Source organism: Coleofasciculus sp. (assembly GCF_046565525.1).
Lineage (GTDB): Bacteria > Cyanobacteriota > Cyanobacteriia > Cyanobacteriales > Coleofasciculaceae > Coleofasciculus.
Window position 1 is genome coordinate 1 of sequence record NZ_JBKHUP010000095.1, and the last position, 13,617, is coordinate 13,617.

8 protein-coding genes and 2 pseudogenes are annotated in these 13,617 nt (G+C 44.8%); all 10 read right to left on the minus strand.

The genetic code is table 11. The annotated features are described in order from the left end of the window. Positions 1-1,043 (minus strand): IS1380 family transposase (locus tag ACLGGO_RS27250; protein WP_446421636.1); only part of this gene is annotated, 1,043 nt, incomplete at its 3' end. 325 nt (positions 1,044-1,368) lie between these two features. Continuing rightward, positions 1,369-1,452: pseudogene (locus ACLGGO_RS27255) on the minus strand (aspartate 1-decarboxylase); the annotation flags it as partial. Between the two features lie 106 nt (positions 1,453-1,558). Then, the gene (locus ACLGGO_RS27260) at positions 1,559-3,925 is read right to left on the minus strand and encodes a phospholipase D-like domain-containing protein (protein ID WP_446421637.1); all 2,367 of its coding nucleotides are present in this window, start codon (positions 3,923-3,925) and stop codon (positions 1,559-1,561) included. Positions 3,926-4,051: 126 nt separating this feature from the next. Beyond that, positions 4,052-5,179: an RNA polymerase sigma factor gene (locus ACLGGO_RS27265; protein WP_446421638.1), complete on the minus strand. Its 1,128-nt coding sequence runs from the start codon at positions 5,177-5,179 to the stop codon at positions 4,052-4,054. 492 nt (positions 5,180-5,671) lie between these two features. Then, positions 5,672-5,821: a hypothetical protein gene (locus tag ACLGGO_RS27270; protein WP_446421639.1), complete on the minus strand. Its 150-nt coding sequence runs from the start codon at positions 5,819-5,821 to the stop codon at positions 5,672-5,674. A gap of 96 nt (positions 5,822-5,917) precedes the next feature. After that, positions 5,918-7,078, minus strand: coding sequence for an amidinotransferase (locus ACLGGO_RS27275; RefSeq protein WP_446421646.1), 1,161 nt, complete (start codon positions 7,076-7,078; stop codon positions 5,918-5,920). Positions 7,079-7,104: 26 nt separating this feature from the next. Continuing rightward, a pseudogene (locus tag ACLGGO_RS27280) lies at positions 7,105-7,236 on the minus strand (AMP-binding protein); the annotation flags it as partial. 73 nt (positions 7,237-7,309) lie between these two features. Then, positions 7,310-9,142: a tetratricopeptide repeat protein gene (locus tag ACLGGO_RS27285; protein WP_446421640.1), complete on the minus strand. Its 1,833-nt coding sequence runs from the start codon at positions 9,140-9,142 to the stop codon at positions 7,310-7,312. 274 nt (positions 9,143-9,416) lie between these two features. Further along, positions 9,417-10,475 (minus strand): NAD(P)/FAD-dependent oxidoreductase, encoded by a 1,059-nt coding sequence (locus ACLGGO_RS27290; RefSeq protein WP_446421641.1) that lies wholly within the window; start codon positions 10,473-10,475, stop codon positions 9,417-9,419. A gap of 4 nt (positions 10,476-10,479) precedes the next feature. Then, the gene (locus ACLGGO_RS27295; protein ID WP_446421642.1) at positions 10,480-13,467 is read right to left on the minus strand and encodes a LodA/GoxA family CTQ-dependent oxidase; all 2,988 of its coding nucleotides are present in this window, start codon (positions 13,465-13,467) and stop codon (positions 10,480-10,482) included. Positions 13,468-13,617 lie beyond the last annotated feature (150 nt).

The window sequence follows — 13,617 nt, forward strand, 5'->3', positions numbered from 1 at the left end:
ACCACTCTTCTTTGACGACTCCATGACCTTTCAGTTTGATAATAAATAGAGCGAAACCAAGTTGCGTTGGGGACTAATTTTCTCACCTCTTCTAAGTCTTCATCTTTAGAAAAAACGCTATCCATTAATTCAATGACTGGCAACAAATTTTCTTCGTATTCATTTTTTGCTTTTTCAATAACATTCATTGCTCGTAATTTCAATTGGCTATTTGTTGCCATTGCTATCACATAATCTACGCCTTCTTCTTCACAAAAATTCATAATCTCTTCACGAGCATAAGCACTATCTCCTCGCACGATCAGGTGAGTGTTGTGCCATTTCTCTCGAATTAAACCAATGATTCTCTGTAATTCTTCCAACGCTCCTTCGGCTGGGTCTATATTAGAAGGACGTAATCTTGTCACTAAGAGATGATGTCCACAGAAAATATACAAGGGAGCATAGCAAACTCCTTTATAATAAGTATTAAAAAATGCTCCCTCTTGATGTCCATGAACTTGGTCATCAGTCACATCCATGTCTAAAATTATTTGTTGAGGAGGGGTTTGATAAGACTCCAAAAAGATGTCTACAAAGGCTTTTTTAAGCTCTTCCGGGTTAGCTTCAATGCGATGATAGCGCGATTCTTTTTGTTGCCGGATTGTATCTGGGCAATATTCAAGCCGATTCAGAGTACTTTTTCCAGCTAAAAACGCTGATGATGAATCCTTAAAGTTGAGTTTCTCTAAAGCGATCGCTAAAGCCGGATCATAGCGTAATTGATCATGGTCATTAACATCTTCATAGCCTAAAGCAATTCCATAAACTCTTTGTGCAAGTAGTTGATGAACTGAATAATCTACATAAGCTAAATTTCGATGGTCTTGAAAGCATTCTGCAAATCTTGCTGTGATTTTTAGTCTTTTGTCCAACTCGGCTAACATGACTATTCCGGCATCTGATGTGATTTGACCGCCGTTAAAGTTAGCAATAAGTTCTTTTCCTTTCTTTTTGCCAAAGTTAAGTTTTAGGTCATTACCTTGATGTAAATTAGCAATCATAAAGCAAAACATTTTACTTTCTTTATAACTAAATTATATCAGACTTGATGAGCTTCATTATCAAATTAATTATAAAAATATATTTAGATTAATCAAAAACAGTTAGTTGGCGTATAGTTTACGCTAATTAATTGTTTTTACTAAAGCCCTATTCCAAAAATATGAGCAGCAATTTGCCTTTTTTGATTAGGTTGAGAAAAATGATTATTCAGAGGCTTGAAGGCGCAACACACTGTTCTGTGCAACTGGGAGTGAATAAATGGACTTAAATCCTTGTCTGGTAAGGTTTATGCTATTCGCAATCGCGCCTTTTGTGAGAAATGCGGGTGATACTGCCCACATAATCGCGCTTGGCATCGGTCACACGTACTCGATGAAGTTTAGCGTGCATCAGTCTGATTGTCGCCATATTACTCCTTTTGGTAGTCATAATGAGTCATTAGTTACTGCGATCACTCTACTTTCATTAATATTTCATTTCTCTAATTGTTGAGGCATATTTAATTTTCTGACCTCTACTCCATTCTCCCTAAACCACCTCCACTTTGTACCTCTGCCCAGAGATAAGTGCTATACCTCTCGAATTTATCTTTATCTTTTTCCGCATCTAAGTCGTATTTTGTTATTTTTTCATGTCCAAGGTTCCACCTATCTAAGTGTGCTGCTCTTTCGTTCACCGCTGTCCATGCTGCATAAAAACTCATGTTTTTTATTGTCGTCGCTAAGGCTTCTGTCATTTCATTTCTCTCTATTAAAGATTTAAATTTATTCTCATACTCTCTATAGTCGCTCTCCGCTTCTTTTTTTTCTCCTCGTACCTCGTGCGCTGCATACCAGGCTACGTGCCATGCTCCCCACTTTATATCTTCCAGACTTTCTTTTGTGAGCTTCGTTTCCGTCTTTTTTATCAACTTCTCACATAAATTTGCATGGTCGTGAAATTTTTGTTCATTCTCTTCGGCATCTTTGAGAAAATACTTCATTCCATGAATTTTTTCCTGTTCCACTTCATTTGCTCTCTTGTTGGCTGCATACCATGCCGCATTCCATGCCATCCACTTCATCTGTTCCGCCACACTCTGTGGTAACTTGCTTAATTTATTTGTTTCCTCTCTTGGTTTTGGGCTTGGTTCTGGGTTTATATAGCTGTATCTCCACAGGCGCTCCCAATATTTTTTGATAAGCTCTTTCACTTTCTCTGGGTCTGCTATGATAAATCCGAACTCTGTATGGCTCACTACGCTTGTGTCGTACAGATTTTGTGAGCCAATATAGGCTAATTCTTCATCGACAATTACTACTTTCGCATGATTATAAGTTAGGGTGGTGCTTTCTCTTGCTATATTGGTTATTTTTACTCTTTCTAAGAGTTTTTCCCTTCCTACATATCTCGCAAACAAGTTCATTATTTCTAGTGGTTTATTCCCGTTATAACTCAAATATTTTTCTCTTAGTGATGCTGACTTTTCTCCAGGATATGAAGTTACTATTTTTACTTGCAAATCCTCGTTTCTCGATAGCGCTCCACATATCGCCTCAATCATCGCAACTTCCCATCCTTTTTCCGCAAGTTGAGAATCTGCAAACATTTTTTGTTGTGATATGTAGATAGTTTTTGTCGCCGCCGATAGCATTGTGAGTATTGCTACATCACTCGGTGCATCTCCCAGTTCGGTTTTTCCGTATCTTCCCGCTATTATTATTGGTGATTGGTTTTTCGTGTTCTGTTCTTCGGGGTAATTTTGTTTCCATCTCCTCTCTTTGTTTTCTCCTACCTGTTCGTTTACAAGCGCATGGTGCTTCCAATAATTCTCCGCAAACTCTTGCGCTCTGTATGCTGCCATCCCTTTAATGTGTACTGATAAATCATGCACTGGCGAGTTGCTCAGATACTCCTCGTACATATTCATGCCACCAACAATAGCCTCTTTGCCATCTACTGCGACTATCTTCGCATGATTCCATCCCCACCCTTCTTTATTTCTTCCTGTTTCAACTATCAGAGCCACGTGTTTGAACTCCCGTTTTTTTATAATATTATATATTTTTTGATTATTTTCTTTTATCTCTTCCCCATGATAGTATTTACTTAATGATTTACCTAGAAATATCCGAAAAGTAACATTTTTTTTGTTATCTTCTAAGTAAGAGATTGCATCGTTTAATATGTCTGTGAATGATTCATGAATTGTATCTAATGTCATTATATCAACAATCGTTTCCGCTCTTTTGAGCATATTTCTTAAACGCTCTAAGATTTCTTTTTTTGTAGCATTAGGGTCAACAAACTGTGTACCCCAATACTCCATCGGTGGTACTTGAATAATCCAATTGTTTGGGAACGTGTTGTTATAAGTTACTCCCCACTCTCTACTTTTTGGAAATTTTTGTTCCAACTTCTTTTTGACTTCTTTAGCTAGTCTATTGAGTTTTCGTGTATCTCCATAAGAAATTAACTCCCACATCTGGTAACCATCTTGATTTTTAGATTCCCAGAAATATACTTTATTTCCATTTCCATCTAATACTTTACCAACGCCATTAACTATATAGAACGCTCCCTCCTCATGTCCTTTTTCTATTCTCCAATTTACCTGTTTAACTCCACACCAGTCCTTTTCTAGAGGTCTGGATTCAATTAAAGGGGGTGAGTCACCTCCGCCGAAAAGCATTTTGTTACTATTGGAGAACATTGTGATTAAAAATGTGCCACTTGGCGTTATTCTTAGTTTCCACAATTGTGATTCGTATGGCTCTTCTTCTAAAATAGAAAATTTAAGCGCATTGGATTGACCGCTTAATACCTTGCCTGATTTTTTATGTTTTAAATAGTAAATACCATCGTCAACAATTGTACCTGTTTGATTAGTTTTACTTATCATATTTTTCTCCTTTGTGTTCTGTAATGTTATGACGTTTAATCACATCCATTTCTGAATTTTGCGCGGAAGGACTATTTTTTCCCTTTTTCCATTTCACTCCACAAAACGGATTTCAAGCTGAAAAACCTAAAATACTACCCTTGGGATAAAGCTAATTTGCAGAAGTTTGACTAAACGAAACCTCTTCCTCATCCCCGACAGATTCTTGATCATGGATTGAAAATAGAGAAAACGATTCCAAGGAGGAGAGCGGGACGATCGCACAAATTCTCCCGCAACTTTCCCCACCATTAGCTGTTGTTGCCTCCACAGCACCGCCAGACAGGAATTCCCCCAACGTCCAGTTTCTTCATCAAATTTTGCCAACGCCAAAATCGGTGCAAACTGCCTTTCACACAGCGCCTGCTCAACGCACCGACAACCATCACTCTTTACTTCTAACTTCCCATCATTAGTCGCTGCACTTATCATCGACTCAGAGTGCTGCACATCACGCCCTACCTCGATCGCCTCCTCACCCACAACACTCTCCACTTCCTCCACCGCAACGGATAATGTCGCTGTCTCGCCTGCTCCCGCTTCAACTCCCGCATTCCCCTCGGACTTTTCCCCTATTGCAGACCCCGTTGCAGTCGATGGAACAGATTTATCCGTATCCATCCCCTCCTCCTCGATAAAATATCCCCTCAACTCCTCACGCAGAATAGCCCGTGCCTGCGAAATACGCTTGCAGACATTCTGGTAGGAAATCTCTTGCTGTTGGGCAATCTCTGGATAAGACAGTTCTTGATAAAAATGCAGGATAAACGTCTCGCGCAACCGAGGAGGTAAATTATCAATGGCACGACGAATCACCATCCTTTTCTCGTCAGTCTCCATTGCACAATAAGGCGTATCCTCACTCTGTACCAGTCCTTGCTCCTCACTCCTTGCGTAACCTTCTATATCCTCAACTCGATTCGCCCCCCGACTGCGTTCACGATAAATGTCCACGCACAGATTGCGAGTCAGCGTCGTCAGCCATGCCTTAAAATTAGAAATTTCCCCCGCTGCGTACTTTTGCACCTTTTCCCAAGCTTTCAGCATCGCCCGACTCAAGGCATCTTCAGCATCCGTCGGGTTCCCCCCCATCCACTTGATACAGCAACGGTGAAGATAATCTCGATACTGCTGCCATTGCTGCCAAAACCCTTTCCCTAAATCTTCAGAGCAACCCCGCAGGTATGACGCACTAACTGTTTGAGAATTTGACATAAATCAATAACTGGTAGCGTACCCAATTGAGGCAAGATAAAACTATTGAAACAACCGTCCCCACTCGAATCCAAATGTCAGCAAAAACCGCGCCAGCGCACAGCAAATATTGCCGAAGATATATCGAATAGACCAACGAGTTTGTTCATCAAACAATCCGCTCATCTATTATGAGTCTTCAAAGCCTTGGTGGTCTTCCGTATAATTCCGTAAAATCAGCTTATTAGTGATCCAGAACTGTTTTGTTCACCACGAGTCTAACCTCTGCCTCAAGGGGGGTGTCAATAGTAATACGCTGGTAATACTAAAATTTTCTGTTTGGGTTTCGTACTACAATGCTTTAAGCATATACTAAACAAAGGCTCCAGATAGATCCCTTTGGAGCGATTTGCTGCAAGCAGCAGCGAGTAGAAATCGTTCCGACGTTTGCGCTTCGCGTATGCTAAGCAAACGTAAACTCGGCATAGCTGCGCTATTGGTATAGCAAGAGCTTCACGCGATCGCTCTATAGCCGCAATAATGCGCCCTCTCCCCAATGCGATCGCTCTCTTCTCCTCCCTGACGCAAGACCTCCATTTTGGCAAGCAAGTAAGTTATGTCGGCTATTCCAAACAGACTCAAGCTGTTAAGGTTTATCGACACACTTTAAAACAATCCTAGTTGCCATTAATCTTTCCCGTTAAGCTACCGTGCAATGGTCGCGAGATTCTCTCTGGTACTTATGGTTAACTAGCTTTCCTATCCCTCAAGCTCATCTTCTTCAAAAGGTTCAGCAAAGCCGTATTCTTCAAGTTGACCGTCCCGCCGCACATCGCAAGTCACGCAGTGAAATGACCCGCCGAAGGTGTAGACGTGACGGAAATCGACCGGAATCACTTTGAATCCTAAATCTTTGAGGAGTTTCTGCATGGGTTCCTCCTGCTTTTCCACAAAGATTGTTTCGGGATCTAAGCTCAAAATATTCATGCACACCCAACCGCTGCACATATACATAGGCCAGTTGTCGGGAAGGGTGGAGGGAGCCGCTTCCACCAGTTCCCAGCCAGCTTTCTTGAAAAGCTCGGTTTGAATGCAAGGTCTTGCGGGGTTCACTAATGCTAATCCCGGTCGGAGTGGTACGAGTGAGGCATCAATGTGCATGGGATTAAGATCTGGGAATTTGACGACATGAACCCGGAATTGGTCGCCCAGGTGCCGTTTGAGCCAGGTAATTCCTATCTCGTTAGTGACATGACTGCGCTGCACAAACAAATCTCGCCCAAAGCGTACAATGTCAGCAGCGTCAAAGCTGGGTTCAAGCTCTCTAGTCACAAATTGCCCTTTTTCGGTGAGAGCATACCGTTGTTCGATGGGTTTTGTGGCGTACTCAACATCATAAAATTCGTCTGACATTGAAGGCTTAGGAGCCGTTGTCCACTTAGCCCCCCGCCGCAGGTACTCAAGCATCAAGGAACGGTAAGCGCGGTATTCAAAAAAGCGCGATCGCCAAGCCATCGGTGCCTCAATAATTTCATTGCCGACGACGAGAAGCACATCGCGAGGCATAGTGGCATAGAAGCCAGAAGCTTCAAAGTCTGGAGTTTTGTAGGTCTGGGAAAAGTCGATGAGATCGGGTCGGCGAACGATGACACCTAATGCTTCTAAAACCCGACAAAACTCGTTGAGTTCTTTTGAGGCAGCTTCTACAAGTTCTTGTGGGAAGGGTTGACCGCCATACTTTTGGAAAAACCACATGTTTTGGGGGGATGTGTTTGTCTGGAGGGCAGGCTCTAACTTGGGAACTACCGCGCCCTCTACGCAACCCACAATGACTTCTTTGAGAGGGTCCCATTCGTTGTAGCTGTTAACGACTGGAAGTTGCCGTTCAGATACTATGCTATGGGTTTGTTTCAACTGCAACACTTTTTTTTGCTCCTGTAATAAAGTTATTGGGATGCTTTATCCATTCCTAAAGAAATTAGGTAATGCGCTACCTTGTTGGCTTGATGGTTTAATTCCCGATAAGTGAGGCTTTTCCCCTCAAAAATAACGGCGATGCTGTCAGGGCTTTGTTCTACTTGAAACTCAAATACCTAAACTGATAATGAAGACATTAATTTCTTCCCGGATAGCCTTTGCTCTCACAAGTACTTAAAACAAATCTGACATTTTCAGCTCTACATCTGCTTTTGCCCAGATTTTATCAAACTTGCCTTTAATGTTTTCAAAGGGTTTCCCTTGTGCTTTTAAGCTTTCATACAGTCCAAAAAGAGAACGCCCATTGCTAGGATTATATATTCGCTCAATTTTCCCGTTGCTCCCGAATAAATCTTTCCAAAACACCTGCTCGGCTTTACTATATTGACCATTGGCATAATATGCAGCACCTAAAGCTTCTCGGACAGGATGCCAAGGTATTGGCTCATCATAAACCAGATTATCTGGTAAATGTACAGCTTTCTTTAACATTTTGATCGCATCATCAGCTTTACCTTCTAAGTAAGCAATCTTAGCATCGAGTTCCAAAACAGCAATTTGTATAATCTCCTGCGCTTTGTTGTTCCCCCAGGACAAATTGCAAGGAGTCTTAATAACTTCAACTAAAAATCTGTCTTTTTCATCTTTTGCTGAAGCTAAGTCTTGCTTTCCTAAATAAGCCATTGCTCGCGCCCAGCGCCAAAAAGCTTGAGTAGCCGATGTCCCGTACTGAGGCGAAGGGAGCGAAAGAATCTCATCCCACCGTCCAAAGCGTTCGAGCATTAAAATCTTACTGGGAAGGTAATGTTCTAGTCCTGGCTGACCTTCCAGATATTGAGGAACATACTCTTCGATTAAACCAGCAGTCTCTATGGCATCTTTGGAGCGTCCTGTCATAGCATACGGTACAGCGCGAAATAGTTGGTTATGCGTATAGTAGTGACCTGCATAAATGGGTTCGCATTCTTTAGTTTGAAGACTCTTACATTGTTCAACAAATGGTTCATCTATTTTCACGGCTTTCTCATTTTGTTGTGCCGCCTCTTTGTAATGTCCAAGACGAGCATAGATATGAGAAGGCATATGGACAATATGTCCAGCGGCAGGGGCAAGTTTCTCTAAAATATTGGCACTGTCAAGAGCTTTATTCGGTTGAGCCGAAGCCTCCATTGCATGAATGTAGTAGTGATTAACTCCCACATGATCTGGAAATGACTTTAGCGCCTTTTCTAGCACATCAACAACCGTTTGAGTAACAGGTGTATTGGGACTGCCATCCGGTTTCCACAGTATCCACGGGTACAAGTCCATTAAGCTATCAGCATAAATCGTAGCTACATCGGGTTGGTCGGGATAATCTTGATAAACTTTTGCCATTGCATTTTTATAAGCGATCGCAAGTTCATTGAAGTCTCGGTTGGGATAGTCCTCGTATCTAACTGCTAATGCTTCAATGAGTGCGTGTTCAATAGGAGTAATCGGTTCCATGCGTTTCTCTGCTTCATCCATACACTTTTCTGCTTCTTGAATCTGGTCAAAAGCAAATCCTTCGCATTTGTCGTCAATTTCTATGTTGATATTGGTTTCCGGTGCTAGCGCCATTCCATAATAAGCCATCGCCATATCCGGGTCGAGGTCTGCGGCTTTACGGAAAAAGCGAATTGCCTCTTCACCATTAAATCCATAAAACAGCGTCAATCCTTGATTAAAGAATTTCCGTGCTTCTTCGCTCTTGGAAGTAACTGGAAACTCTAGATGTCCTAAATCTGGAATTAAGGTTTCGGGAAGTGATCGCTTGTCAGCATTGTCACAGTAAGAAGCTAAACCATTGGAATCTACAGAAGTTACTCTCCACATTGTTGAAGTGTTTTGTATAACGCCATTCTGAGCAACTGTAAAAACCTCTTGTGTTGAATCAGCCAATGCAATAGAAGGCTGACTGCTACAAAATATGACTAGGCTAACAACGACTAAGAATAATCGGAAAAATCGTTTTTGTATTTTCATAGCTGATAATCGAATGAAACTGATGTCAATATCGAAAGTATGTGCCAGTTACTTAAAAAGCTAACAACTTTAGGCTTAAAGAAGAAAATATCCGCTCAACCGCTCTCGCCAAATTGTCCCTGCCTACGAACAGGGGCAACTTCCGTTTAAAATAAGTAATTATTATAATGAGCGGAGAGCGTTCGCATAATTTCAGTCCTTATAGTACCCAGTCACGACTTTTGCAAGGTCTATTAGCTCGGCAACAAATTGCACGCCATTTTAGGGTTGCGAGTTACAACTGCCTCCGTGCCCAGAAAGGCTGATCGACCCACCGACGCTCAGCCTGGTAAACAAGCCTGTGCTGACGAAGGTAAGCTGCTCGGATTTCTTCTAACCGGGATTTGTAGCCTTCAATGGCTTCAGGATCTCCAGCAAGAGCCGCTCGCACAGCTTGACCAGCTTTCATCCCTGTATACAGAGCATTGAAAATGCCCTGTGATGAAAGCGGATCGAAAGACAGTGCTGCATCTCCAGTCGCCAGCCAATTCTTGCCAGCAAACCTGTTCAACCGGGCACCACAAGCTTCTACAACATCCAGATTTACCTTCTCCATTTCCTCAGACAGCAAATAACGAACATGTGCGCTGCGAGATAAATGTGCTTCCCAAGCTGCTGGCGTGCGGCGGATTAACGCTGCGGTATCGGCGTCTGTGTGAAAAACGACAACACGGATACCATCTGGCAGCAGCGCAGTATACCACCAACCATCAGGGGTAGATTCCACCAAAGTCTGGCTGTTAGCGTCAGTGTTGCGAGGGACAGCCCAAGTGCATAAAGCAACCAGGGAATCGTCGCGATGGCGCAAAGCTCCTTGGAGCCGCGCTATTATCGCGCGTCGCCCTGTTGCGTCAATCAGCCAGCGAGCGCTGGTTGCGCTATTTGTGAGATGTACGTGCCAGCCAGATTCTGTGGGAGTGACTCTGTGCAATCGCTCCACGCACCAAACCGTGCCTGCATCTTTCGCCGCCGCACGCAAAGCCGCATCGAACTCAAATCTATCTAAATGCCAGCCGAGACCGTGAGGGTCGCGGATAAAATCGGTGGTTGCGAGTTTATCCGCACCCCAAGCAGAGACGTTGCCGTAGCTGGGCAAGTGCGAGCCATTCTCGACGCAAGCGAGCAGACCCAGGTCGCGCAGTAGAGGTCGGGCAGCTCCTGGCAGTGACTCGCCTACCTTGCGAACTCCCGATTTGACATCATCTACTAATAAAACCCTGTGATTTGTTCGCGCTAGCACCAAAGCGGCAACCGCACCTGCAGGGCCACTGCCAGCTATTACCACATCCCACATGCACTCACAGTCCCACGATTCTGCGAAACTCTTCAAGTTGCTCGGCACTTTCCCAGCCAGCAAGCGCAATCCGTTTGGCACGCTCTGACAGTTCGCCTTGCACTTCTGAGCCAGCAATTTTGGCTTTGAGCTGCTCCAAGCGCTCTTCGGGTAAAGATTCGACGAACATCACAGGGGGGAAGTGGGGATCGTTCTCAATGCCTGGACGTGCTTCCACAATACCCATCTTGCCGAATTGGGCGACCATTTGCATCATCTGTTCGGGAGCCTTCCCAGTAAGTGCGCGTAACCACTGCTCTCGGTTGTTATAAGCTGCTATACGCTCTTTCCGAGGCAGGTTTTCATTCATAACAATAGCGTAATCCGACTCACTGAGAACTTGATTGGGAACGCGAGCCGGCCAATACGTGGGCAGGTAAGGGTCATACTCTGGCTCGTAGCCAGACCGACAGAAAGCAGTGTCAGCTTGCCACGGCATGGCCATCCACCGGGTAATGTCGCCCGCACCTTGAGCGTAGAGCGGACCGCCAGGGCGCAGAGCAATCTCCGGTGTTAGCTTGTCGCCATAGTCAGGTTCAGGTTCACTGATTGGTCGCTGGCGGATGCGGAAAGGTGCAGTGTACATGGTGCTGTGGCGCATAGGCCAAGTCATTTCACAGCCTGGGTGAAAAGCGTCACCCAGACAAAAATGCAGTGCGGCTCGATCCAGCATTGCTGGTTGCTCCTCAATCGGAACTTCATCAATTGTCTGAGGTGGTTTGGTTTCGCAGTCCCAATCATTAACGAAGTCACCTTTGACCCAGTGATCGAGCAACTCCATGCGGACATTGGACAAAGACAGGTTGTTGCGCGGCGAGTCTTTGAAATCCGTACCATAAGCATCCCCATAAATCCAAGGCCAGGTGCGCGGGTCATTAACGTTACTGTTCGCAGGGCGGAAAGCGTTGAAGAGCGCCTGCCGCAGTTCCGCATAGGGGTCGGGATCTGATTTTGTCGCTGGCCGGTGAGCTAGTTTGGCAATAAAATCAGGGTTTTCAAAGTCCATCGGCCTGCCTTTTCCGAACAGAGCTGCAAATCCTTTGTTCACCCACTGCAAATTTGACAGCCTCTGCAAAGAGGGAAGCACGTCTTTGGTAAACGAGACAGTTTCTGGCAAAGACATCCATCCGGATTCTACATAAGTGTCAACCAACAAGTCGTAGGCTGTGCGCCAAGCAATTACATCAGGTGCATAGTTCGGTGGGGCAACAACTACCCAACTCGATTCAACCGGAATTTCTCGACCTGCAATGCTAACTTTTACGCTCACCGGGCCATCGGAAATATCGTCAAACCATCCATCGGCGTTGTTAAAGGTACTCGGTTTGTCCGGGTTGTAGATGGGTTTACCTTCTGGTGAGTTAGAGTAACCGTTTCCACCAAGTACTAAGAGCCGACCAACTTCATCAGTGCGAATTTCTCCTAGTGGGACGGGAGTTCCGATAAATGTACCCGTATCAAAGTGATACTCTCCACCCGACTGGTTTTTGCCTTCAATTGTGCGGGGTCCTGGATTGATCACCAGTTTATGCCGCTCATTAACTTTTATATCGGAATTGCGCCGTGGCACTGACAGGTTTTTAGTTTCAGGGATGTCAAGGGCAGCATCAAACTGATACCACTGGGCTTTGCGATTGGCCAGGTGTACCGTCCATTGAATATGGGCATCATCGCTTTTAATTTCGCCTACTACTTCCCCAGCCGCATTATAGCCATAGATACGGAAGCGTGCGGCTTGACGCTTAATGGCTCCTTGAGCATCGCGAGTCTGTCCAGCTTGTGTGAGGGGAGGCTCTGTGACTTCGGGACCGATGTAGTAACCATCCTCGGCGGTGCTGTTTCCGATCCGGGCTACGCCAATCCCTGGATGAATGGCAGCGCGTACAATGTGAGTGTCTTTGGCAGCGGGCCAGACTATGGGAGGACGGACTACTTGGGGTTCGCCAACAGGTTCGCCATTCACGTTCCTCCGCAAAGCAGCAGATGCTTGGTAGATCATCTTGCGGGAATCCGCAATACTGCCTACCGGCTTGTGCTCTTCAAGCGTGCGCCACACGTTAAAAGATAGAGTCTCGCCATAGTTCGACTGTCCGCGAGCACTAGTATCCTGAGCCGGCAGAATGAGCGTAGCGACGTGGATGGGTGGAGATATCTCCTCGCTCCAGTGCACAGTAGCTTTATCTAGCGGCATAGTCTCGCTGTCAGTCTGGAACTGAACTAAAAAGCGCAGGCGGGCTTCCCCATGTTTCAATCTCGTTTCAAAATCTACTTGCAGATAATTAGGATCGTTGTAGTTAGGTTCTGGTCCTTCAGGCACTACCTCGGGTTCCAATTTGTACTTGCAGAAGCGGTTTTCACCAAATTGAAAGGGAATACAGCCCCAAAGGTTAGTTTCTAGCACACTAGGTACAACCTTTTTCATCTCGTCCAAGATTTTCTGAGTCTCTGGGTGATCGTTCAACCAAGCCTGCCCAGCCTCACGGCTGGTAAGGGAGGCTTTTGTGAAAGCGCACATTTGATAAACGTCATCCACGAAAAAGACATCATGGTTTTGGAGCAGAAAATCAGCCGTAGGAGAAGCTTCGTCAGGAGAGAGTATTTTAGGGCTAGCTACATCGAAGAGTTTTATACCAATACCAATGGTAGTTTTGAGGTCTGGAAAGCCATCTGGAATATCGCTGGAATAGCGCACCCAAACGGGGTAGGATGATCGCTGACCAAACAAACCGACGCGCAGGCTCTCTTCCAAATCTGGCACGATCTCAAAGCGACCGTGCGCCACTCCATGCAGACGCAGAAAAACTGGACGGCGAGCGGGACACTGACCCTTCTCAATCCGATCTCGTTGTACCATCTGCACAAACATTTGTTCGAGGCAGCCGTAAGGATCTACTTCGCAATCACAAGTAGGAGCTGCTGCACTGGTATCGAGATAGCTTGGGGGCTGATGCATATAGTTGTACCTAAAGTATATATTGACAATTACGTGCTATCTGCTTCGCTGTTTCAGCTTAGGATTTCTGTAGTGAACCCAATTGAGGCCAAATAAAACTTTTGAAAAACCGTCCCCTCTCAAATCCAAAGCGCATCTAAATGTCAGCAA

Bases quoted from the DNA above. Each gene is read 5' to 3' on its own strand.
- ACLGGO_RS27260 (WP_446421637.1), bottom strand. From the start codon at position 3,925: ATGATAAGTAAAACTAATCAAACAGGTACAATTGTTGACGATGGTATT.
- ACLGGO_RS27290 (WP_446421641.1), bottom strand. From the start codon at position 10,475: ATGTGGGATGTGGTAATAGCTGGCAGTGGCCCTGCAGGTGCGGTTGCC.
- ACLGGO_RS27265 (WP_446421638.1), bottom strand. From the start codon at position 5,179: ATGTCAAATTCTCAAACAGTTAGTGCGTCATACCTGCGGGGTTGCTCT.
- ACLGGO_RS27285 (WP_446421640.1), bottom strand. From the start codon at position 9,142: ATGAAAATACAAAAACGATTTTTCCGATTATTCTTAGTCGTTGTTAGC.
- ACLGGO_RS27295 (WP_446421642.1), bottom strand. From the start codon at position 13,467: ATGCATCAGCCCCCAAGCTATCTCGATACCAGTGCAGCAGCTCCTACT.